The sequence below is a fragment of the Mobiluncus mulieris genome (assembly GCF_014204735.1).
In the GTDB taxonomy this organism is placed as follows: Bacteria; Actinomycetota; Actinomycetes; order Actinomycetales; family Actinomycetaceae; genus Mobiluncus; species Mobiluncus mulieris.
The window spans coordinates 919855-943316 of the sequence record NZ_JACHMA010000001.1 but is presented as its reverse complement, the minus strand read 5'-3'; the positions used below and the strand labels follow the sequence as shown (position 1 = coordinate 943316).

The 23462-nt window shown below is 53.2% G+C and carries 18 protein-coding genes; 2 read left to right on the top strand and 16 right to left on the bottom strand.

Features of this window, described 5'->3' with window-relative positions; all coding sequences use genetic code 11:
• Positions 1–119: 119 nt before the first annotated feature.
• Complete coding sequence (locus tag F4555_RS04320) at positions 120–2297, top strand: MMPL family transporter (protein ID WP_311768814.1); 2178 nt, start codon at positions 120–122, stop codon at positions 2295–2297.
• A 54-nt stretch (positions 2298–2351) separates the two neighbouring features.
• Here F4555_RS04320 and F4555_RS04315 read toward each other — a convergent pair whose 3' ends face one another.
• From F4555_RS04315 to F4555_RS04290, 6 genes are all read right to left on the bottom strand, one after another.
• Positions 2352–2975, bottom strand: a complete 624-nt coding sequence (locus F4555_RS04315) for an L-threonylcarbamoyladenylate synthase (RefSeq protein ID WP_004012406.1) — start codon at positions 2973–2975, stop codon at positions 2352–2354.
• A gap of 5 nt (positions 2976–2980) precedes the next feature.
• Complete coding sequence (gene aspS, locus F4555_RS04310; protein ID WP_115326046.1) at positions 2981–4768, bottom strand: aspartate--tRNA ligase; 1788 nt, start codon at positions 4766–4768, stop codon at positions 2981–2983.
• Positions 4769–4842: 74 nt separating this feature from the next.
• Positions 4843–6420, bottom strand: coding sequence for a GTPase (locus F4555_RS04305; RefSeq protein WP_115326047.1), 1578 nt, complete (start codon positions 6418–6420; stop codon positions 4843–4845).
• On the bottom strand, positions 6408–8075 hold the full coding sequence (locus F4555_RS04300) for a dynamin family protein (protein WP_115326048.1): 1668 nt from the start codon (positions 8073–8075) through the stop codon (positions 6408–6410). The genes F4555_RS04305 and F4555_RS04300 overlap by 13 nt, the downstream gene beginning before the upstream one ends.
• Positions 8068–9381: a histidine--tRNA ligase gene (gene hisS, locus F4555_RS04295; RefSeq protein ID WP_103759033.1), complete on the bottom strand. Its 1314-nt coding sequence runs from the start codon at positions 9379–9381 to the stop codon at positions 8068–8070. The genes F4555_RS04300 and hisS overlap by 8 nt, the downstream gene beginning before the upstream one ends.
• Before the next feature lie 12 nt (positions 9382–9393).
• Positions 9394–10116: an MBL fold metallo-hydrolase gene (locus F4555_RS04290; RefSeq protein WP_004012411.1), complete on the bottom strand. Its 723-nt coding sequence runs from the start codon at positions 10114–10116 to the stop codon at positions 9394–9396.
• 167 nt (positions 10117–10283) lie between these two features.
• Here F4555_RS04290 and F4555_RS04285 point away from each other — a divergent pair, with 167 nt between their 5' ends.
• Entirely contained in the window at positions 10284–11858 is a 1575-nt protein-coding gene (locus F4555_RS04285) for a DUF349 domain-containing protein (protein WP_004017978.1), read from the top strand.
• A gap of 41 nt (positions 11859–11899) precedes the next feature.
• Here F4555_RS04285 and F4555_RS04280 read toward each other — a convergent pair whose 3' ends face one another.
• From F4555_RS04280 to F4555_RS04235, 10 genes are all read right to left on the bottom strand, one after another.
• On the bottom strand, positions 11900–14203 hold the full coding sequence (locus F4555_RS04280) for a RelA/SpoT family protein (RefSeq protein WP_004012413.1): 2304 nt from the start codon (positions 14201–14203) through the stop codon (positions 11900–11902).
• A gap of 48 nt (positions 14204–14251) precedes the next feature.
• Positions 14252–14791 (bottom strand): adenine phosphoribosyltransferase, encoded by a 540-nt coding sequence (locus F4555_RS04275; RefSeq protein WP_004012414.1) that lies wholly within the window; start codon positions 14789–14791, stop codon positions 14252–14254.
• A complete protein-coding gene (gene secF, locus F4555_RS04270; RefSeq protein ID WP_004016829.1) occupies positions 14788–15900 on the bottom strand; it encodes a protein translocase subunit SecF in 1113 nt (370 codons plus the stop codon). The genes F4555_RS04275 and secF overlap by 4 nt, the downstream gene beginning before the upstream one ends.
• A complete protein-coding gene (secD, locus tag F4555_RS04265; protein WP_004017953.1) occupies positions 15897–18104 on the bottom strand; it encodes a protein translocase subunit SecD in 2208 nt (735 codons plus the stop codon). Before secD ends, secF begins: the two co-directional genes overlap by 4 nt.
• A gap of 35 nt (positions 18105–18139) precedes the next feature.
• Positions 18140–18622: a preprotein translocase subunit YajC gene (locus tag F4555_RS04260; RefSeq protein ID WP_244854351.1), complete on the bottom strand. Its 483-nt coding sequence runs from the start codon at positions 18620–18622 to the stop codon at positions 18140–18142.
• Positions 18623–18688: 66 nt separating this feature from the next.
• Entirely contained in the window at positions 18689–19750 is a 1062-nt protein-coding gene (gene ruvB, locus F4555_RS04255) for a Holliday junction branch migration DNA helicase RuvB (protein ID WP_004016835.1), read from the bottom strand.
• A complete protein-coding gene (ruvA, locus tag F4555_RS04250; protein WP_004012419.1) occupies positions 19750–20331 on the bottom strand; it encodes a Holliday junction branch migration protein RuvA in 582 nt (193 codons plus the stop codon). The genes ruvB and ruvA overlap by 1 nt, the downstream gene beginning before the upstream one ends.
• Before the next feature lie 134 nt (positions 20332–20465).
• Entirely contained in the window at positions 20466–21095 is a 630-nt protein-coding gene (ruvC, locus tag F4555_RS04245) for a crossover junction endodeoxyribonuclease RuvC (protein ID WP_004012420.1), read from the bottom strand.
• Between the two features lie 3 nt (positions 21096–21098).
• On the bottom strand, positions 21099–21860 hold the full coding sequence (locus F4555_RS04240) for a YebC/PmpR family DNA-binding transcriptional regulator (RefSeq protein WP_004012421.1): 762 nt from the start codon (positions 21858–21860) through the stop codon (positions 21099–21101).
• Positions 21861–21986: 126 nt separating this feature from the next.
• Positions 21987–23423 (bottom strand): L-serine ammonia-lyase, encoded by a 1437-nt coding sequence (locus tag F4555_RS04235; RefSeq protein WP_004014981.1) that lies wholly within the window; start codon positions 23421–23423, stop codon positions 21987–21989.
• Between the last annotated feature and the right edge of the window lie 39 nt (positions 23424–23462).

Here is a 23462-nt window from a genome sequence, read left to right as displayed (position 1 = left end):
CCCTAATGGAAAACCGAGCCGAAGGTTATGAGAGAATAGTAAACGTGTTTGCCAACCTTTATCGTAACTTGAGCCGAGGGCCACTACCCGCAGTGCTATTGTGGGCTTTAATAGTTGTGGTGCTAGCAACCTTCGCTCTTACCGGTTTTGGTTTCGGCAATGTTTGGAATCGCACCGAGAACCGGCTCGTATCCATTCCCGGTTCTGAGTCCTACCGCGCCTCCGAGCTCTTGGCACCTAATGAATCCACCAACTACGCCGTATACCTGCTGGTAGACGGCGTAGATATGGAAAAACAACACCATGAAGTTCTGAATGTCTTACAAACCGCCACCAAGAATCTGCAAGAAATTCCCGGTGTGATTCCCGCCGGGGTGTTGCACCCCTTCGCCGCTGGAGACCAAGCCACCAACCCGCAAGCCGCCGCACAAATGCGGGGGTTCATAGCTAAAAACAAACACGGTTTCATGGTGGTGACCTTCCTCGATTTGACTCAATTTCCCGAAAAAGCTAAAGAAATCCGGAAAATGACGGAAACTGAAATGCGCCAGATTGCTGTAGATATGCGATCCTTTGCACCCCAGGCGCGCGGTTTGGTTAATGACAAGGATTTAAATAACGAAGCCATCGCGCTCACCGCCAAGACAGATACCCACCTGGCTACCGTGGCAGCGGTGATAGCGATAGCCCTAGTAATGTTCCTCACTTCAGGCTCAATGTTGATGACCCTATTAATTTTGACGGCTTGCGTCACCGCCTGGGCCATTTCGAGAGCGTTTACGAACTTGGTTTCTGCTTTTACTCCCCCCACCCCCGAAGACCCGGCCTTGGTAACGGTAATATCGCTAGTGACGATTTCGGGATACACGATTTTGTTGTTGGCACGTTCTCGTGCCCAACTGGCTGTAATTCGTTACACGGCAGAAATCCCAGATTTACGCAAGATCGTTCTGGGACGAAACCAGAAGCGACGCAGCCGACGTGCCGCCACAGGCTCCCCTTTGGACGAAGTTTTTGCCCACGCCTTGCCCCTGGTCGTCACTTCCACGGCCTTAATCACTTTGGGCTTGGTAACAGTGGCGTTTTTCCCGGCTTCACACTTAAAGTGGGTGGCTTTAGTATCAATAGCCAGCGTCTGGGGTTGCTCCTTGGCAACTTTATCTCTAATTCCAGCCTTGCTATATCTAACCGCCCGGTGGCTAGAGATGCCGCGCCCCTCGTGGCACCGTAACTTGTTCAATCGGCTCTCAGGGCTAGTGCACACAGCCAAGACCCAAATTTTTCCCTCGTTTCGACGCAAAACGCCCCCAACTTTCCGATTGAAAATAACAATTGTTACCGTCATTACGGTGTTGATGATTATTCCGATTTTTGGCATTACCTGGAGAACAGCAGGTGAGGTTGGACTGCACCCGCATTCCCCCACTGCCAAATTCCACGCCCTGCGGCAAAACCAATATGGAAACACCGGAGCCACTCCTGATGCTATCGTCTTAGGGAAAACTACCTCGGCAGAAATGGCAACATGGGCAGGACAAGTGCTAAAGATTCCCGGTGTAGCCAACGCCATAGTCAGCCCCGAAAACATTGGCTCCTTCGCTATGCTAGATGTAACCTTCAAAGAGAATCATACGCAGCGAGAAGCTGTGCAAATCGTCACAAAAATTCGCACCTTGCCCGCGAACTTTGCCAAACTCGTAACCGGGCAAACCGCTAATGAAATTGACTTTGCCAAGCAACTGCTGCGCTACCTTCCCCCCGCAGTGCTAGTGATGGCGATGGCGGCTTTCCTTGTTATCGCCACCGCGACCCGACGTCTATGGCTAGCAGCTACTGCCACTGCAACGAACCTGGCAATCTCACTGGCTTCCTTAGGGATAACTACCGGAGTATTCCAAGACGGTGCCGGATTTTTTATCCCCTTTCTAAATCAATCCGAGGGGGTGGAACCAAGTGTGGCGGTACTGTTGGCAGGGTACGGTTTCGCTACTGCCTTGGACTATCAAATTTACGTCATCAGTAAATCCAGCCCGGTTGACTACTCCACCCAAGAGATTCCCGTATTGTTACGTGAACTCACCCCAAGTCGGGGGATCCTGTGGACCAAGTCGGCAGTGAACTTGGCAATTTTATTCTCTTTCCTGCCGGTTACATCTCAGGGTGTGAAACAACCCGTATTTGCTTTAGCGCTAATGCTGCTGGGACATGCTACTTTGAATCAATTGGTGTTAGCCCCGCTACTGGCACCTTACCCAGATCAGCTTCCCGCCGAGAATACTTTGATTTGGAAAAACTAAAAAAGCCCCGGTGGCTGGGGTGTATCCACCCCAGCCACCAGTTTAAAATTGAACCTAGCCCAGGAAATCGATTGATCCTGCTCCCTCGCGGGTAACCACCGGTTGGCCATCTTCCATGTTAATCACGGTGGTAGCCTGAGGGTTACCGATAGGCGCATCCACAATCACGTCCAGGACATGCCCGAGTTTCTCGACAACATCAGTTGCATTATTCAACGGTTCCGATTCACCGGGCAGAATCAAAGTACATGACAAAATTGCCTCGCCTAAAGCTTCCACCAGAGACCGTGCGACTTTGTGATTGGGAATTCGCACCCCCACAGAATGTTTTTTCTTGTTTAAAGTCGCGCGGGGCACTTCCTTGGTGCCCTTCAAAATAAAGGTATATGAACCCGGAGTGAGGGATTTTATCAACCGAAAGTTAGCATTTGAAATCATCACCAGCTGTCCTAGCTGAGAGAAATCATGACACACCAAGGTGAAGTGATGCTTATCATCAAGTCGGCGTATCTTGCGAATCCTTTCCAAGCCTTCGGCATTAGCCAAGGCGCACCCCAAGGCATATCCTGAGTCAGTGGGATACGCCATGATTCCCCCCTCACGGATAATCTCTACGATTTGGTTTAACAAGCGAGCCTGGGGATTTTCAGGATGTAGCTCAAATACTTTCGCTTCCATTGGTGCTATTCCTCTTCCGCGTCTTCCGAATCTGGCTTCCAGTCCACTCCCGTTTCCTTGCGTTGCTCGTCGGTAATTGGTGCCGGTGCCCCGGTAAGGGGATCGAAACCATCGCCGGCCTTCGGAAAGGCAATCACATCTCGAATAGAAGGTGAAGCAGTGAGCATCCCCGCAATGCGATCCCAACCTAGAGCGAGTCCGCCGTGCGGCGGTGCCCCATACTTGAAAGCATCGAGCAGGAAACCAAATCTGGCCTGAGCCTCTTCTGGAGAGAACCCCATAACCTTAAATATTCTTTCTTGCACATCACGCCGATGCACACGAATCGAACCGCCCCCAAGCTCCACCCCATTACACACAATGTCATAGGCATAGGCCAGTGCCGAACCGGGGTCGGTATCGAAAGTATCCATGCACTCCGGCTTGGGCGAAGTAAAAGCGTGATGAACTGCAGTCCAAGCAGAATGCCCCAAAGCCACATCCCCTTCGGCTTCGGCTTGTCCGCTGGGCTTGAACAGAGGTGCATCCACCACCCAGGTAAAAGCCCAAGCTTTCGGGTCAATCAGCCCACAGCGTTTACCAATCTCGAGGCGCGCGGCACCGAGCAGTTCCTGGGAGGCAGTGCGTTCGCCGGCAGCAAAGAAAATACAATCCCCCGGTTTCGCTCCGGTAACTTCGGCTAGACCCTCGCGTTCAGTATCAGAAATATTCTTGGCTACCGGCCCGGCCGTAGTACCGTCCTCCGCTATAGTCACGTATGCCAAGCCTTTCGCGCCCCGAGCTTTAGCCCATTCCTGCCACTTGTCAAAGGTTCGACGTGGCTGCGCGGCACCACCCGGCATAACAACCGCGCCTACATAGGGAGCCTGGAATATCTTGAAAGGAGTATCCGAGAAGTACTCTGTGAGTTCTACCAGCTCGTAGCCGAAACGCAAATCGGGCTTATCCGAGCCGTATTTGTCCATGGCTTCTTTAAAAGGCATCCGCGGAATCGGGGTTTTCAGGTCATATCCGATAACCGCCCAGACCTCCTTTAATAGGTTTTCGGTAACTGCCATCACGTCGTCTTGGTCAACGAAACTCATTTCCAAGTCAAGCTGGGTGAACTCAGGCTGTCGATCCGCACGGGAATCTTCGTCGCGATAGCAGCGTGCCAGCTGGTAGTAACGTTCCATGCCCCCAACCATGAGGAGCTGCTTGAAGAGCTGCGGAGACTGGGGTAGCGCATACCAAGAGCCCGGTTTGATTCGAGCCGGTACCACAAAGTCACGCGCTCCCTCCGGAGTAGAACGGGTCAAAGTTGGGGTTTCAATCTCGAGAAATTCGTGTTTCTCCATCACTCGACGCGCAACGGAAGAAATCTTGGCGCGCAACACCAAGTTGTCGTGAAGTTGGCGGCGCCGCAAATCTACAAAGCGGTAACGCAACCGCACATCCTCTCCCACTTTACCGGCTTCCTCAGCGTGCTCGGAAACCTGGAAAGGCAGGGGCGCACAAGGGTTCAAAACCTCCACGTCCTCGGCTACCACCTCGATTTCGCCAGTAGAAATCTCGGAATTGTCATTACCATCGGGGCGCTTGCGAACCTTGCCCGTCACCTTAAGCACATATTCATTACGCACCTCACGAACTACATCCTCACTGACAACCAGCTGGACGATACCTGAAGCGTCACGTAAATCCATGAAAGCCACCCCACCATGGTCGCGGCGCCGATCCACCCACCCGGTAAGGATTACGGTTTCCGTGTCATTTTTGAGGGTCAGTTCCCCACATTTGTGTGTTCTTAGCATCGGGTTCCTTCTTTCTAAAAGTTGCTGCGCCTACGACTGCTATCAAAAACAATTTTTCAGTTCCAAGCAAATGATTATATCCCACCCACTTGCTGGCCAAATTCTTTGAGCTGGGTATAGAGGGATAAATTTTGACGCATTGGTTCCAAAAATGCCTTCCGAGAGACTTCATCTGTGAGTTGGCGAAACTTGGCCGCCCCGGTTTCCCCAAACCTACGGGCTCGCGCCGCTGAAATCTTGATTCCGCCTAACGCACACAGGATAGTAACCAGCGCTCCGCCTAGGAAAGCAAGCGGCCCCATGGGAATCGTACCGATAGTACCTGGTAGGGTCACCCCACCCAGCAGACACACGAACCAAATCAAGAACCACACAAAGCCAATGACTGCCAAAATATTACAAATCCACTGCAGCGTCCACCATATCCGCCACCAAATCTGGTGTTTCACCTGGGGAGGATCCCACGATGCGGTAGCCAGGTTCAAGGCTGAAACAGTAGCCTCAGCAAGACGCGTCCCGCGACGACCCAGAAAATCACGCCATATTCCAGGCAGATACTTCCCTGCAACCGAGGCATAAGCAGCAGCGGCTTGCTGAACCTCCTGAGCCCCAGCCAAATGCGGTTTGAACAGCATTTTTTTGGCGGCTGTTTTCACCCCTGCGAACCAGGCTTGGGGGGCAAATAAAACTACCGGGCGGGAATCCCGCAAGTAATCGCTTTCAAATTGCGTCTCTATCGTATCGAGGCCGCAAGCCTGTGAGATATCAGCACAAAACTTGATATCCTCTCGTTTTTCGGGAAAATGCATATCCACATCCAGCTGAGCCTCTTCGCTGACAACCCTGGCGACGCGGCGAATCCGGCTTTGCATCCCCCGATATACGGCCTCCGGAGGGGCGCCAGCCTCCCTTACGGTCTGACGGAACTGCGCCAGGCTGGCATCTTGATAGCAGGAAGTGGCCAACAGCGGCAAATCCAGCCCTTGCGCTTTGAAAATCCGGCCCAAATCCGCTTGCACTTCCTCTAGTTCGGACTCGCTAAGGGTATCGGTGTGGGTCAACACCATCAACGAGCTGCCCGAGTCACCCCAACGGCGTAAATCGTGGAGAAAATCAGCATCAGCGTACTTTTGTGGATCTGTTACCCAAATCGTTAAATCTGCCGCATCTAGAAGCCCTTCAACGGCAGAAACCAATCGCTCGTCCTCGGCTAGTAAACGACGGTCGGGCAGTTCTACCACCACCAAGTTCTGAGGAAGACCCCGCTCACCGGGCACAGTGGGAACGGTGGTAATCTCGGCTAAACCGAGGTAATCACAGAATTCCGGGGTCGGACAACCGCTGGAAAATCCACGAATTTTGGTAGTGGTGGGACGAATATTCCCTACCGGAGCCGAATTCTCGCCAGTCATGAAATTCAGCAGGCTTGATTTTCCCGCGCCACACGAGCCGGCCAAAACCACCAGTGTCCAATCCAAATAATCTTCGCGAGAATCCAAATCAGCTAGCATCCGAGTCAAGGTCTCATACCAGGTAGCGGCAGAGGGAAAATCCGCCCTTATGTCCTCGGGTTCCAATACAGCAGCGATATCAGCGGCCGCCTGGCGCATCCGCGCAAGTCGAGTTTCGGTGTTGTTTCTCACGAAAACCATTGCTCCTGTAGCTCAGCGATATAATTCTTGATTTCTTTGCCAGTCTCGATGTTCCCACTGGTATTCGGCAAACGCTTGGTCACATCCGTCACCACTGTCGAGATTCTTGAATCAAGGGTCTCATCCATAATGCTGCGCAGCCCTTCTACCAGAGGAGCCACGTCGGGGGCACGGAAGAAATGGAGCAAAAACTCCTGCGAGGCCGTTTCCCACGGGTGGAAACATCGGATTAACACGGCTTGAAAAATCACGCAAGCCTTGCGTTCATCCCAAGGGCGCAGGGCTTGGGATTGGGCTTGCTCCAACACCGAGGCGAAACGCTGGAGCCAGTCCTGATAGATTTCCGGTTTCGGAGCCGGGACGGGGGTATGGAAATCCGTGCTGCCCTCACCGGTTGTTCCCGTATCTTGAACTGAAACCAGGCTTGCCACTTTGAGTTCTTGGACGCAATGCGATAGCGCCTCATGAAGCCGCGTCTCAAACTGAGCAAAGGCGATATCGAGTACGCGCGACAAAACCTCGCGAGTCGATTCTGGCGCGGGACGTGTCCCCAGTAAACCCCGACTCCAGGCCAAACGTTTGCGCTCCCAAGCGTTTTCGGCCAAATTTTCCTCGATAATAGACCAGGAATATTCGGCAAAGCGATTAATCGGGTCACCGGCAAAAATCTTGCTGCGATACCACTCAGCTTTCGCGCGTTGCTGCTGCGTTTCACTAAACTCAGCCAATTGATTTTGAACGGCAGTAAAAGCAGCAGACTCCGACTCGAAATCAGAGACTACCTGCAATGACAAGTCAAAGACTTCTCGCAAAGAACCAAAGAATGTCTGTCGCGCCAAGGCAGAACGCATCAAAGCATCACTGGCGATGGCATCCAACCAGTTGCGCAGGGATTCCACCTTGGATTCCGGGATGGCTCCCTGCTCCAAGTCCCCTTCGAGAATAGTAAAAATCGGGGTATCGCCCAGCCCCACTTCTGCAAGTTTCTCGGCCAAACCTTGTTTGGAATCAATCAAACCGCCGCGCCCCACCCGGTTTAGCACCACCCCTAACGCAGCGTGACGTTTAGCGGCCGCTCGCAACAACGCTAACCCCTGTGGCTCAGCGTAACGTTGGGCGGTAGTTACGAAAATCCACAAATCCCCTACCTCCGCCAAATGCGAGGTGATATGCTGGTTTGCCTCTTGATACGAATCCGTGTCCGGCGTATCTATCAAGACAATTCCAGGTTGCAGCTTAGTGGATGTTGTCATTTTCATGAGGGGCTTATCCGGGTGACGCCCCACCGGGGAATCGTCCCCTTCTTCTATCCGTAGTTTCTCGAACCCACCTAGAATCCGGTCACCAGCCAGCCACAGTTCATCATCAGGGTGATGCACTAAAACTGGGGTCAAAGTCGTGGGGCGTTGTGCTGAAGTCTCGGTTACCAATCCGACCAGTGAATTGAGTATCGTGGATTTCCCCACTCCCGTAGAACCTACCAGCACCGCCACCAGCGGGGCATCTAAATCCTCTCCCCGAGCAATAAGATGTTCGCGCAAACGACGCAACAACCGGTCTCGTTGCAGGGGTACCTCGGTTGGGGAAAACCGAAACTCCAGGTCTTCCAGATGTTGCGCCAGTTGCTGCAGTGATTTTGCTAAGGTCTCAGGCATCTTGCATTCTCACTTGTGGTTTCAACAGTTGGGTTTCGAATTCAAAAGTCTGGGGGTCGGCCACGGCTTGTTCTCCGGTCAAAATATTCTTGACCTCTCTTTGCGAAACAAACCACACGTAGGGAATTCCCCGGTTGGCTGCGTATTTAATCTGTTTGCCGTACTTGGCAGCTGTGGGGCTGACTTCAGTGCAAACGCCACGTTGACGCAAGGTCGCAGCCACCTGGTCGGACTCGCCGCGCGTTTCCTCAGAGTCAACCAAGACTAAAACAGCCGTGGGAACACTGCGACTTACTTCCACCCAGTTATTGGCCAAAATTATGGAAATCAGCCGGGTCAAGCCGATTGACATTCCCACCCCGGGGAAACACCGTTTGCCTTCACTGACCAGGTTGTCATAACGCCCACCGGAGCAAATCGAGCCGTACGTTTCCGCTCCGGTGATAAAGGTTTCATAGACCATCCCGGTATAGTAATCCAGGCCACGGGCTATCTTGAAGTCGGCCACTACGTTTTCCCGTTCTCGGGCTCGCGCCGCAACCAGCATCCGCGCGACATCATCAAGGCCTTCTTCCAGCAGGTCATCTTTGAGACCCAAGTCGCGCACACGACTGGCGACTTCAGGCTCATTGCCAGATATTCCAGCCAAGTCCCAAATTGTTTTGACTTGGGCATCGTCCAGTTGAAGTTCCAGCAGCATCTGAGAAAACACTTCGGGGGTAACCTTGTCGTGTTTATCAATAACTTGCAGCACCGCATCCACTTCGCTTATTCCCAGGGCATTGCAGGCTCCCTGCAAAATTTTACGCGAGTTAACGTGCACCACCGGTTGAGGAATCGGTAAGGCTTCCAGGGCTTCGGCCATAATCAGAGGGGCTTCTATCTCAAAGTGCACCGGAAGAGTGTCTCGGGCAATCATGTCAATGTCGGCTTGCACGAATTCGCGGAAGCGTCCTTCCTGAGGGCGTTCCCCGCGCCACACTTTTTGGATTTGGTAGCGCATAAAGGGGAACTGCAGCAGGTGTGCATTTTCCAACACATAACGCGACAGCGGCACTGTCAAATCAAAATGCAGGCCGTTCTTGACCGGTTCGTGAGAGTCCTTGTCTTGCAACCGCGACAAGGTGTATACCTCTTGGGAGGTTTCGCCCTTTTTCTCCAGAACGCTCAGGGGTTCAACGGCTCGGGTTTCCAGGTGCGAAAACCCGTGGAGCTCGAAAACCCGCTGCAACGTGGCTAGCAGCGAGTCCTCCAAAATTTTTTCTTCCGGGGTGAATTCCGGGAACCCCGACAGTGATGTCATCATGGGTTTATTCTTTCATTTTCGGACTCGGGGTAGAAACGGATTAGCGGACAATTCCTGTTTCCAGGTTGTAAAACCGCCATGACCCGGCAGAATCAAGGTATCTGGATCAATGCTTAAACACAGGGTTCTCAAGGTTTCTTCCATCAGTTGTGGGTCGGAATGCGGCAAGTCACTACGTCCGACAGTGCCTCTGAAAATAACGTCCCCCGACAGACAGAACATTTGGTTTTCCCGCCCGTCGAATCCCAGTCCTTGCCCGTAATCATTAGCCTTGGTGGCGGTGCCGAAGTACAGGGTGGCTCCGGGGCTGTGTCCCGGTGCAGGCAGGGCACGCAGTGTCAACCCGGGCAGAATTTCCGTGCCGCCATCTTGCAACATTTCGGGTGGTGGTGCTTGGGGAGTAAAAGATTCCCAGGCTTCGCCGCAGGCATCAAAGTCGGCGGCGGCGCCGAGTTGGACGTGCGGCCCGGGGTCGCTAATCCAAAAGTGGTCGGGTTGGGCTAGATATACGGGTGCATGAGGTGCCATCCGAGATACCGAGGCGGTGTTCCACAAATGGTCAGCATGTCCATGGGTTATTAAGATGGCGCCCAGTTTGGCATCGAGTGCTTCGAGCACCTCGGCTACTCTAGATGCCGTTTTCGCACCAGGATCCACCACCAGCGCTTGGGAATCAGTGATAATCACGTAACAATTTTCACCATAGACCGGTGAAACAATCCGCAAAAAATCCATAACTCAAGGTTAACGGATTTTCTGAGACGTTTTAAGAAACTTCAAACTTTTTTCAACTTTAAACAAATTCCCCTAAACTAGGCTCTATCTGGTACATTTTTATCAGTAATCACCAAAGAGAACGGCACGCGTCACGCGCTTACCCCGTCACGAGAGGAAATAATTACATGACTACTGCGGAAGAGGAAACTCCCAAGGCTGTAACTGCCGCTTCCCCGGCCACTGTCGCCGTCACCAATGAATCCAGAACCGACACCAGTGAAGCCAATCCTGTATCTACTCCACCCACCGCAGCTAGCAGCGCAGCTCCGGCGGAAGCCACTGCAGATACATCTCAGCCCATCAGTGTCGATACGAATGCGGAAATCGGCGCAGATGCTGCTAAGTTGACCAGCGACACGACAGCAACAAGTCAAAAAAAAGAAAAATCGGCTCATTTCCCCTTAGTTAATCTGGATGGGATGCAGACCGCCCCTACGCCGGTAGCGCCCACCGAAAAACTGGCGATGCAGGAAGCTTCGAGGTATGGTCGAGTAGATTCCGAGGGGCGAGTTTTTGTCAAGGACGGGGATACAGAACGTGAGGTCGGCCAGTATCCCGATGCGGTTCCCCCTAATCCCCTGGCGCTTTATGTTCGCCGATTCCTGGATTTGCAGGCACAAGTTGACCTGGCGGGAGCTCGGATGCCTTCCTTGAAGGCTACGGATATAGATGCCACCCTAAAATCTTTGGATCAAGCCTTGCAGTCCCCCATGGTGGTGGGTGATTTGCCAACTTTGCGCGCTCGAGTAGCCAAACTGCACGAGCAGGGTGAATCTCGTAAGGAGGAACTGACGAAAGAACGCGAAGCTGCCAAGGCGCAGGCCTTGACAGAGCGCACCAAGATTGTGGAAAGTGCGGAAAAAATCGCGAATCAGAATCCCGAACGTACCCAGTGGAAGCAATCCGGGGAAAGGCTGCATAGTCTGCTGGAATCTTGGAAAGAAGCTCAACGCCAGGGGCCGCGTCTTGATCGCAACACCGAGGATGCTTTGTGGAAGCGTTTCTCGAGTGCCCGCACCACTTTCGATCGCCACCGTAAGGCATTTTTCTCACAACTCGACACCCGACGCGCCGAGGTAAAAGCCAAGAAGGAAGCCTTAATTCAGCGTGCCCAGGAACTGTCCACTTCTACAGATTGGAGTGGAACTTCAGCGGCATACCGAGACCTAATGAACGAGTGGAAGGCTGTGGGGCGTGCCTCGCGTAAAGAAGACGATGCCTTATGGGAGCGTTTCCGTGCCGCCCAGCAAGGATTCTTTGATGCCCGTACCGAAGCCAACGCTAAGACTGACTCCGAGGAACATGAAAGCTTGGCCATTAAGGAAAAACTCTTGACCCAAGCCAAGGCGCTGCTGCCAATAAAGGATTTGGATTCCGCCAAGGCTGCGTTCCGTAACTTGTTGGACAAATGGGACGAGGCTGGACGAGTACCGCGTGGGGATATGCAGCGCCTCGAGAATGGGTTACGCAGTGTCGAAGAAGCCATAGCTAGAGCCGAAAAAGACTTGTGGAACAAGACCAATCCCGAAACTAAAGCTCGTGCCGAGGGCTTGGTAGGGCAGCTGGAGGAAAAAATCGCTGAATTGGAAGCCAAGCTGACTCAGGCCAAGGCTGCTGGCAAGGACACCAAGAAGTTAGAAGAGGATTTGAGCGCCCGCAATGCGTGGCTGGCACAGGCACGCAAAACTGCGGCTGAATAGTAACCGCGACTCATGAATCCGAAGCATACCCCGGGCAATACTTACTTGCCCGGGGTAACTCGTGTCGCCGAGTATACCCCCGAGATAGCGGACAAATCATTGAGAATACTCTGTAGATGGCTGGGTTCGGCCAGTTCGAAGCTGAAACGAGCATGAGCTACCCGGTCGCGAGTAGTGGACATATTGCCCGAAATAATGCTGACGTGGTTATCTGTCAAAGCCCGGGTGACATCTGAAAGTAATCCACCACGATCCAGGCCTTCCACCTGGACTTGCACCATAAAGGCCGCTCTGCTGTGTTCAGCCCATCTGACATCGATAATTCGCTCCGATTGTTCCTCCGAAAGCCGCTTGGCGTTGACACAATCCTGACGATGCACCGACACGCCGTGTCCCCGCGTCACAAATCCCATGATTTCATCGCCGGGAACAGGAGTACAACACTTCGCTAGTTTCACCCACATATCGTCGATATCTGATCCACCCACCAGCACCCCGGAACTAGAGGAGGCTGCCCTGGATTGGTGGGTGGCAATCTGGGAAATCTCTTCTTCCTCTTCGAGGTCTTCGGTGACGAAATCCTCGGAGTTATGCATCAGGTGTTCCACCACACTTTGCACGCCGACATGTCCGTCACCGACGGTGGCATAAAGTTGGTCGACGGTTTGCAGTCCCAAGCTTTCCGCTACTTCTTCGAGGGATTCATGAGTTGCTAGCTTATGTATGGGTAAACTCTGCTTTCGCAGCTGACGGATAATCGCATCACGCCCCTTCTCGATGGATTCCTCGCGACGTTCCTTCGAGAACCAGGCTTTAATCTTGGATTTTGCCCGAGGGGAGGCTACAAAAGATAACCAGTCGCGGCTTGGTCCGGCATCGGGGGATTTAGAGGTGAAAATCTCGACTGTATCGCCGTTTTCCAGTTTGGAATCCAGAGGAACCAATTTACCGTTTACTTTAGCGCCCACGGTATGATTACCTACCTCAGTGTGGACTGAATACGCGAAATCCACGGGTGTGGCTCCCATCGCCAAGACTTGAACCTGGCCTTTAGGCGTGAATACATATACTTGAGCCGAGTTGATTTCATAGCGCAAAGAATCTAGGAACTCGCCAGAATCTTGGGTCTCTTTTTGCCAATCCACAAGTTGGCGCAGCCACCCCATCTCGTTTTCTAAATCTAAAACATTGGTGGAACCATTTTTGCGCAGGGTTTTGGAATTAGGATTCTCCTTGTACTTCCAGTGTGCGGCAATGCCGAACTCGGCGCGACGATGCATCTCGTAGGTTCGAATCTGGATTTCTACCGGCTTACCTTTCGGCCCAATCACCGTGGTGTGCAGGGATTGGTACAGGTTGTACTTAGGCATCGCAATATAATCTTTGAAGCGTCCTAACATGGGGGACCATCGAGAATGCATCAGGCCTAAAACCGCATAGCAGTCTCGCACCGTGTCCACCAAGACGCGCACCGCCACCAGGTCGTATATATCGTTGAAATCCCGGCCGCGCACAATCATTTTCTGGTAAATCGAATAGTTATGCTTCGGTCGCCCCGTCACAACTCCCTTGATTTTCGACTCGCGGAGGTCTTTTTCAATTGTCGAGATGATTTCTTTGAGCTGTTCATCACGACTCGGAGCAGTTTCCGCAATCAATCTGTCGATTTCTTCGTAAATTTGGGGATAGAGCGTCTTGAAAGAGAGGTCTTCGAGTTCCCACTTGATTGCATTGAGCCCCATCCGGTGTGCTAGTGGCGCATAGATTTCCAGGGTTTCTTTGGCCTTTCGCTGGGCTTTTTCCTTAGAAACATAGCGCCAGGTGCGGGCGTTGTGCAGGCGGTCAGAAAGCTTAATCAGCAATACCCGAATATCTTTGGCCATAGCCACAATCATTTTGCGGATGGTTTCGGCTGGGGCGGAATCACCGTATTTCACCTTGTCAAGTTTGGTAACCCCATCGACCAAATTCGCGATGTCTTCCCCGAAATCTTTACGACACTCGTCCAGAGAATAGTCAGTATCTTCCACCGTGTCGTGCAACAGCCCAGCCGCGACTGTGGTTTCACTCATTCCCAATTCTGCCAGAATCGTGGCCACTGCTACCGGATGCGTGATATACGGTTCACCGGACTTGCGAAATTGCCCCCGGTGAAAATGTTCGGCAGTGGTATAAGCCCGTTCCAGCAGGTTAAAGTCAGCCTTTGGGTGGTTGTCTTTAACCGCTCTTATCACTGGCTCCAGTTCCCGATGCACCCCTTTAGGACTACGGGTCAGCCAGGACAGTGGGGATTTGGCAATGCTCCCACCGAGGTCGGTTATAGTGGCGTCAACTGGCTGTGTCATAAACTGATTGTATTAGTTTTCAGCGCTAAACAGTATTTCGACACGGTTCTACAGTTGTACCAAAGCCCGGTAGGGGGTGTCCCCTAGCACCTCGGCACCATGCAAACCCCGCAGTTCCATCAATACCAGAATCTCGGACACGTGCCCCCCGGCTTTTTCGAGTAATTTCACCGATGCCCGAGCGGTTCCGCCTGTGGCTAGTAAATCGTCTATCACCAAAATTCGGTCGCAACCTGCAACTGTCTCTGGTTGGACTTCCAGGGCGGCACTGCCGTATTCCAAATCATATGACTCCCGGATAATGTTTCCCGGCAGTTTCCCGGCCTTACGAACCATAATCATCGGCACTTGCAAAGCAACCGCCAGAGGCGCCGCCAGGATAAAACCACGGGACTCCAAACCGGCCACGGCGTTTATCTTTCCCCGGTAGTGTTCAGCTATCCCTGAGATGAGCTGAGCGAAAGGTTCGCCCGATGCCAATAGCGGGGAAAAGTCCCGGAACAAAATCCCTACCTGCGGGAAATCTGCATAGTTTTTCAGGTGGCTGGTGATTATACGACCAAGCTCCGGGTCTATGTCCTTTGTCAATTCTTTTTCTTCTTTCTCTTGGGTTGCGCGGCCTGACCAAGATGGTGACCTGGCTGCACTGGAGCTGCATTCACTACGGGTTTGGTGGACACGGTGCCATCTGGATTCAAGGTGGCGCTGCCTTGTTCCAGCGCCTTCTGGCGTGCCGTTTCTACCTTGGCGTTGTGATTTTTAATCGACTGAGAGTGATTACGAATAATCGTCAACAGCGGAGTAGCTATGAATATGGAAGAGAAAGTCCCCACAATCATGCCGATAAACAGAGGCATGGATATATCACGTAGGGTAGAAGCACCCAACAGTACCGAACCGAGGAACAGAATCGCACTCACCGGCAGAATAGCGGTAATCGAGGTATTGATGGAACGCACCATAGTTTGGTTGATAGACAGATTTGCCAGTTCGTCATAGGTAGAGCGTGACTGATTCATCATGTCTTTGGTGTTTTCCCTAATCTTGTCGAAAACCACCACCGTGTCGTACAAGGAGTAGCCCAAAATTGTCAACAACCCGATAATCGTAGCCGGAGTAACCTCTACTTGGGTAAAAGCAAAGGCTCCTATGGTAATCATCAAATCGTGCATCAAAGCGAATAACGCTGAAACAGCCATCGTCCAGGTGCGGAAATACGCCATCAGCAGCAGTGAAACCATCGCCAGGAATACCACCAGACCGATTGCGGCCTGACGGGACACGGAAGCCCCCCAAGAAGGCCCCACGGAGCCCTTGGAAACATTCTTGACATTAACTTTGTATGCCTTAGCCAGCTCAGATTGAATCTGGGTTTCCTTTTCCGTCGCGAGCTGGCTGGTTTGCACCCGCAACCCGTTGGTTCCCATCTGGAATACCTTCGGGTTTTCTGTAACTCCCGCTGCTTTTAAAGCATCATAGGCAGGTTGCTGCGGCGGATTATTTTGTGTGTTAGTAACGGTGAAATCAGTGCCACCTTTGAAGTCAATCGAAGGGTTGACCCCAAAAATAGCAACCCCAATGATGGCAATAAGTACCAAAACCAACCCGGTGGTGAGGAAAATCCGACGGTTCTTAATGATTTGATAGGACTTTTTGCCCGAGTACAGGGCATTACCCCATTCAGCGTAGCTCATCATTTCGTGGCCTCCTCTCCCTCAGTGGCTTCGTCTTTTGTGGCGCTGCCCTCCGAGTTAGCAACTGTCGTTTTATCTGGCAGTTCAGCTTCTGTTTCCGAAAGAGTATCCACTGCGGTGTCGCTTGACTCTGCTACCAAGTCGCCCTCCTGAGACAACCCAGCTTTTTGCCGCGCCAGAGAAACAGCAGGTGCGGCCATAGCCACACGATTTTTCTTGCTCTTGGCGTTAGTAATCACAGCATTGGTATGCAGATAGATGCGCTCATTGGAAGCCCCCAAGTGTACCCGATCCAAACCGGAGAACTTGTGTCCTTCACCAAAGTAACTAGTCTTAACCAGCAAGGTCATCATCGGATGGGTAAACAGGAAGATAATCGCGAGGTCTACCACCGTGGTCAAACCCAGGGTAAAGGCAAAGCCCTGCACGCCACCCACAGCCAAGACGTAAAGCACAACTGCCGCCACCAGGTTCACAATATCGGAGACCACGATGGTACGCTTAGCACGATTCCACCCGGTTTCCACGGCCGTAGCCAGAGCTTTACCGTCACGAACCTCGTCGCGGATACGTTCAAAGTAGATAATGAAGGAGTCCATAGTAACACCCACGGCCACAATCAAACCGACTACACCCGCCAGCGAGAGACGATATCCCATTGACCAGGAAAGAATCGTCACCACCAGATACGTGGCTACACCAGCCAAGATCAGCGAGGCAGTCGCCAAACCAGCCAGGGCGTGGTACTGCCACAACAGGTAGAGACACACCAGCAGCAGGCCGATAATCGCGGCATATAAACCAACCTTTAAGTGCTCCCCGCCTAAAGTAGCCGAGATACGCTGTTCAGACTGCAAATCGAAGTTCAAGGGCAAGGATCCGAACTGCAGCTGATTGGCCAAAGTTGCGGCAGTCTCGCGGGTCAAAGATCCGGAAATCGAAGCCGACCCGTTAAACACCCCGGCATTCACGCCCGGAGCGCTCACCACCAGGGTATCGAGTACAATCGCGAAACGGTTATTGTCAGGATTACGCATCCCGCCCTTACTCTGGTTCGGGTAAAGCACCTTGGCGACATCATCAAATTTCCGGGCACCTTCCGCGTCGAGCTTCAAATCTACTTCCCACTGGCCGTTGGCATTACCCTGCTGGGTACGCCCCATTGCGGAAGCTGCCGAGGTCACATTAGTCCCGGATAGTACCTCTGGCCCGAGAATGTACTTTTCCTGTCCATTTTTGTCACAGGTAACAAGATTCTTTTTCGGGTCGTCATCTGAACCGCCCCGCAAAGAAGCCTGGTCTGAACAGTCCAGATGACTGAAAATAAACATGTCGCGCAAGGTAATTTGTTTCGGATCATTGACCACCGAGGGTTTACCCGCCGGAGTCTCCGGGTACTTCTTGGCTTCCTTCATCAGCTTGTCATAGGGAATTGCATGCGCATTCGGAGCCACAGCCGGTTTCGGAGCGGCTGTGGTCTGGCTAGGAGAAGGCGCCGGTGTTGCCCCCGATTTGTCACCCTGTTTGCCAGCCTTGGCCGGAGCAGAGGATTTATCGCTCGCAGGCTTATCGGCAGGTTTTTCGCCAGCACTAGGTGGTGTCGAAGGAGTTGCTGTAAGCTGCAAGGCTTGAGTGGAACCCGTTTCAGTGGGCACCGGGGAGACCGGACTTGGTGAAACCGTCATCGTCTTATTGGTTTCACTAGGCGCTGGCTTAGCCGGTAAAGCAGGGGTGGCACCAGATGCTGCCGGAGCACCCCCAATCTTGGCGAGAGCCTCGGCTGGATCCGCATCGGTGGTGACGACACCCGGTGCAGAGAGCAGCACGGTACGGAAACGCATCACTGCCGAAGTCTTGACCAGGTTCAAGGTCTCTTCCGAAGGCGTACCAGGCAAGCCTACCGCAATGTTCTCGTTACCATTACGCGTAATCTCTGCCTCGGCCACACCGGAGGCATCCACGCGCTGGCGGATAACCTCGATAGCCTGGTTGATGTCTTCGGCTGAAATCGCCCCACCTTTGTCAGTGGTTTTCTTTGGGGTCAAAATCAGTTGTGTACCACCCTCGAGGTCAATAGCCAGTTTCGGTACCCAGGTCGCGTTTGACCAGATAGTCGCACCCCCCAGGGTTCCCCCCAAGGCCAGCAAAATGACCAAAAAAAATATCAACGTGCGCAAGGGTTTATTCTTCGGTTTTGTCCCAGCCACTACTTATCCTTACTTTCGTGCTTGTTTTTCCAAGATTAGCCTTGTTTAGAGTCTTCGTTGTCGGCTTTTTCCTCGTCGCTTTCGGGAACGGCTTCATGAGGTGTCATTCCGGTAGCGTCCGATTCTTCCGATTCGCGTTCTTCACCAGCATCTGCGGAATCAGACTTAGGACTAGAATCCACCACCGGGGAGGATTCCTCGGCGATTATCCCAAAGTTGGGTTCCTTCACCTCTGCTACCACTCGGATGTCCCACAGGGTTTCCTCGCCCGTAAGATTGGACAGGGTTACGACTTCTCCGGTGACCTCCACTATTTTGCCGAAAAACCCCGAGGTGGTTCGCACCCAGGTTCCGGGGCGCAGGGAACTTCGCATTTCCTCTTGCTGTTGACGAATCCGTTCCACCTGTTTGCTCCCCGAACGACGGATGAAAACTATGGCAACGACTGCTAATGCAATCAACATACCCCAGGTAACCAGGGAACCCGAACCGGTAGACTGGACTTCTGCGGGAAGCACCAATAACCCTTTCTCTTAAAAAATAATGACTAACAAAGTCTAAGGCCTAACGTAAAAAAACGAAAACTAAGGCGACGGAAACAGGGTGTTTTCTGCACAGATTCCGCCGGGTACCGGCAAACCAAGGTGAGTGTAGCCTTTGGCGGTAATCACTCGCCCCCGCTGCGTTCGAGCCAAAAGACCTACCCGTACCAAGAATGGCTCCACTACTTCCTCTACAGTTTCCTTTTCTTCTCCCACCGAAACCGCAAGGGTGCCAGCTCCCACTGGGCCGCCTTGGAAACGCTCCACAATCGCGTGCAACACATCCCGATCCAGACGATCGAGCCCCATCTCGTCAACTTCGAACAGCTTCAACGTGGCTTGTGCGGCCTCCAAATCACATTCTTCGTTGCCATGTACCAGGGCAAAGTCTATGACCCGCCGCAGCAGCCGGTTCGCCACCCGAGGTGTTCCCCGGGAGCGTTTCGCGATTTCATGAGCCGCCTCTCCGGTTATACGAGCTCCCAGCAAGGCAGCGGATCGTTTCACAATCAGGGATAAGTCCTCGGCTTCATAAGGCTCCATATGGGCGGTGAAACCAAACCGATCACGCAGCGGCGCCGGCAACAATCCTGCTCGGGTGGTGGCTCCCACCAGGGTAAACTGTGGTAGTGACAAAGGAATCGAGGTCGCCCCCGGCCCCTTGCCCACCACTACATCAACCCGAAAGTCCTCCATCGCTAAATACAACATTTCCTCAGCCGGGCGGGCTAGGCGGTGAATTTCATCTATAAATAAGACATCGCCTTCCTGCAGCGAGGAGAGTATGGCGGCTAAATCCCCGGCGTGGCTAATAGCCGGCCCGGAAGTCAAACGCAAGGAACTGTTCATTTCCGCAGCAATAATCATGGCCAGCGTGGTTTTACCCAAACCGGGTGGGCCGGCCAAGAGCACGTGATCCACCGCGTCCCCACGTTCTTTGGCGGCGCGCAAAACCAAATTCAGCTGGGTCTTTACAGTATTTTGTCCTACAAAATCCATCAGAGTTTTCGGACGCAGCGCCGCTTCAGCGACACGCTCGGCATCCTCCGCTCCCTCGTCGACCAACCGTGGTTCCGAGTAAAAATCATCGTTATCCGGAACCATCAGCGGTTACTCCCCAAATATTGTAAAGCCTCACGCAGGGCAGTAGCAGCATCGTTGGCCTCGATGGCATTGACTGCCTCGGTGGCCTGAGCCTGGTTCCAACCCAGATTCGTCAGAGCTTCCACCACGGTTGTCGCGTTGAACCCACCACCCGTCGCTGCCGTAGTGACTGAGGTGGGCACTATACCCAGTTTGTCGCCAATCTCAAGACTCATGCGTTCCGCAGATTTCTTACCCACTCCAGGAATTCGTTGCAAGGTAGTCAAATCCCGATTCGCCACGGCATTAGCCAAGTCGCTTGGACTGAGGACTGCGAGAGTGGCCAAAGCGAGTTTAGGACCGATTCCCTTGACTTGGATTAGAATCTGGAAGGTTTCGCGTTGTTGGAAATCATCGAAGCCGTAGAGAGTCAGGGCATCTTCGCGTACCACCAAGCACGTATAAATTTCAGCATCCTGTCCCTGATTCAGAGTGCTCAAAGTGTTAGGGGTGGCGAAGAATTCCAGACCTAACCCGCCACAAAGGATAGTGGCGCGGTCAATACGTTTATCAACCACCTGTCCTTTCAACAGCGCAATCACGAGTATTCCTTCCAGGTTACAATTCGAACACTTGTACTATACCAGGTGGCGCCTCATGAACTGGCCACCACGCCGAGAAACCGCATCAGCAGCAAAAACCAAAGTAGAAACCACTACAAGCCCAGAAAACTTTGCTAGCGGGAGTGGCGACGCACCGCCCCGGAGCGCCGTGACTGTGCCTCGGCCTGCGCCCAAATCTGCTGAGCGGCTGTGAGTTTCGTACCTACCCGGGTCTTTACGCCACCCGACAAGGACACACTCACATCCCCATCAATCCCAGATCCCAAAATCCCTGTACCCCTCCAGGCGTGAGTAATGGCCACAGCCAGCGCATCGGCAGCATCCGCCGGTTTCGGAGGCTTATCGAGCCTCAAAATCCGCGCTATCATGGCTTCCACCTGCGCTTTCGTGGCGGCACCGTTACCGGAGACCGCTGCTTTCACCTCGGAGGGAGTATGTAGCGCCACCGGTAAACCCGCTCGACCCGCCTCTGCCATCGCCACCCCCATCGCCTGCATAGTGGTGGTGACAGACTGGCGATTTTCCTTTGCAAACGGTCGCTCCAGCGCAACAATCTCGGGCGAAAAACGAGTTATTGTCGCAGCGATGCCCTCGGAAATCTTTAGCAAGCGAAACTGGGTAGCCAAATTTGGTTCGCTGCGGATAACGGCAACATAGACCAGAGAGGCCACTCGCGACACGTCAATGTCAACGACCCCGACACCACACCTGGTGATGCCGGGGTCGATACCAAGAACGCGCACGATTTAGGCTTCGGCCTCGTAAGCTGAGATAACCTCATCGCTGGCATCACCATTCATGTACACATTTTGCACGTCATCGGCATCATCCAGCGCATCAAACAGGCGCATTACCTTACGGTAGCCTTCCAAATCCAAATCCACCTTTACTGAAGGCACGAACTGAGATTCAGCAGAATCATAATCAATCCCGGCCTCCTGCAAGGCGGTACGCACGCCAACCAAGTCGGAAGGATCGGTTTCAATGACGAAAATCTCGCCCGCGTCCTCGACATCATCCGCCCCAGCTTCCATCACGGCCTCAAAAATCTTGTCTTCGTCCAAATCTGCCGCCTTGGTGACCTCGATAACACCGCGACGCGCAAACTGATAGGACACCGAACCCGTATCAGCCATATTGCCGCCATTGCGCGAAAAAATAGTACGAACTTCAGATACGGCACGGTTTTTGTTGTCCGTCAGACATTCCACAATGAAACCTACCCCATTGGGCCCGTAGCCTTCATAGGTGATGGACTGCCAGTCGGCACCCCCGCTTTCCGCTCCGGAACCACGCTTGACGGCGCGCTCAATATTATCTGCGGGAACCGAGGACTTCTTGGCTTTTTGAATGGCATCGAAAAGCGTCGGATTACCTGCCGGGTCTCCCCCACCAGTACGCGCTGCGACTTCGATGTTTTTAATCAGGCGCGCAAAGAGTTTGCCGCGTTTGGCATCAATCGCTGCCTTCTTGTGCTTGGTAGTGGCCCATTTTGAGTGACCCGACATGGATTCTCCTTTAACGGTTAAACGAAAATATACGTGATAACTACACCATATTAAGGTTTTTAACCCGAATTCGCCTAACCGTCACGTCCGGGCGAGTCGAGGCGAGACCTGTAGACATGAATCTGTTCAGCATTCCACCACATTCACCGCCAGTCCTCCCAAAGCGGTTTCTTTGTACTTTGAGTTCATGTCCAAACCGGTTTCCAACATGGTTTGTACCACTTCATCAAAACTGACGCGGTGTTTACCGTCACCCCACAGGCTGATACGAGCTGCATTGATGGCCTGCATCGCTGCCACCGCATTGCGTTCGATACAAGGCACCTGTACCAGACCACCAATGGGATCGCAGGTTAACCCCAGATGATGTTCCATGGCTATCTCGGCGGCATTTTCAATCTGAGGCGGAGTACCGCCCAAAGCGGCGGCAAGTCCTCCTGCCGCCATAGAAGCTGCCGAACCGACTTCTCCCTGACAACCAACCTCGGCTCCCGCCACTGAGGCGTTGGTTTTAATAATCCCCCCGATTGCGCCCGCCACCGTCAAATACTCCCGCAAAGCCTCCGCTTGGTGGTTCTCTACGCGAGGACAAAACCAAGTCAAATATCTGCCCACCGCAGGCACAATCCCGGCTGAGCCATTGGTAGGGGCACGTACTACTTGCCCACCGGCGGCATTTTCCTCGTTAACCGCCAAAGCCCACAAATTCACCCAGTCCATGACGCGCATCGGGTCTTGGGCAAAAGAACGCCATATCGCGGGGGTTCCCGGAGCGCCATCACGCTGTGAAAGCTTCAGATACAGGGCGTGCGCCCGACGCGGCACCCCCAATCCTCCCGGCAAAATTGCTGCCATAGACTGGCAGCCCCGGTCGATACACGCCCCCATTTTATGGCTCAGATTATCCAGTCCCCCCTCAATCTGCTCGATGGTACGTGTGGCCAGTTCGTTTTCGACAATAATCCGATACAGGCTTTTTCCACTGTCCTGCGCATAATCCACCAGTTCGCTCATAGCGGAATACGGGTGCGGGATAACACCGCCACTGCGGGGCTCGTCCAAGGAAGTGAGCTGACCTGGCTGTCCCTCCAAGCGGTCGTCACGAGTGACGAATCCCCCTCCGGTGGAATAGTACCGCCCCGAAAACACCGGAGCTTGTCCCAAAAAAGCCTGTAGCAGTAAAGAATTGTTATGATACGGGGCAATAGTCTTCGGGGCATAGACCATATCGCGGGAAAACTCGAAATCTACGGTTTTACGCCCCGGCAGAATCAGGTTCCCACCGGGGTTCACGGCCGTGAGCAGGCTAGGAATTACCTCCGAGTCCATATTGTCCGGGACATACCCCGATAATCCGGCCAAGACCGCCCCGTCAGAGAGATGTCCTTTCCCGGTGGCACCTAATGAACCCTGCAATTCCACCCGCAAGCGGTCGAAAGCCACTCCCGCCGCCAATAGTCGCGTCACGAAATCTCGTGCCGCGCGCATCGGACCGACCGTATGCGAAGCGGAAGGCCCTACCCCAACTTGAATCACTTCGAAAATAGACACCACACTAGGCATAAGTGGATTCTAGCCCGGCACCAAGGCCTTTAGAAAACG

Bases quoted from the DNA above. Each gene is read 5' to 3' on its own strand.
- F4555_RS04315 (WP_004012406.1), bottom strand. From the start codon at position 2,975: ATGGAAGCGAAAGTATTTGAGCTACATCCTGAAAATCCCCAGGCTCGC.
- aspS (WP_115326046.1), bottom strand. From the start codon at position 4,768: ATGCTAAGAACACACAAATGTGGGGAACTGACCCTCAAAAATGACACG.
- F4555_RS04305 (WP_115326047.1), bottom strand. From the start codon at position 6,420: ATGGTTTTCGTGAGAAACAACACCGAAACTCGACTTGCGCGGATGCGC.
- F4555_RS04300 (WP_115326048.1), bottom strand. From the start codon at position 8,075: ATGCCTGAGACCTTAGCAAAATCACTGCAGCAACTGGCGCAACATCTG.
- hisS (WP_103759033.1), bottom strand. From the start codon at position 9,381: ATGATGACATCACTGTCGGGGTTCCCGGAATTCACCCCGGAAGAAAAA.
- F4555_RS04290 (WP_004012411.1), bottom strand. From the start codon at position 10,116: ATGGATTTTTTGCGGATTGTTTCACCGGTCTATGGTGAAAATTGTTAC.
- F4555_RS04285 (WP_004017978.1), top strand. From the start codon at position 10,284: ATGACTACTGCGGAAGAGGAAACTCCCAAGGCTGTAACTGCCGCTTCC.
- F4555_RS04280 (WP_004012413.1), bottom strand. From the start codon at position 14,203: ATGACACAGCCAGTTGACGCCACTATAACCGACCTCGGTGGGAGCATT.
- secF (WP_004016829.1), bottom strand. From the start codon at position 15,900: ATGATGAGCTACGCTGAATGGGGTAATGCCCTGTACTCGGGCAAAAAG.
- ruvB (WP_004016835.1), bottom strand. From the start codon at position 19,750: ATGGTTCCGGATAACGATGATTTTTACTCGGAACCACGGTTGGTCGAC.
- F4555_RS04240 (WP_004012421.1), bottom strand. From the start codon at position 21,860: ATGTCGGGTCACTCAAAATGGGCCACTACCAAGCACAAGAAGGCAGCG.
- F4555_RS04235 (WP_004014981.1), bottom strand. From the start codon at position 23,423: ATGCCTAGTGTGGTGTCTATTTTCGAAGTGATTCAAGTTGGGGTAGGG.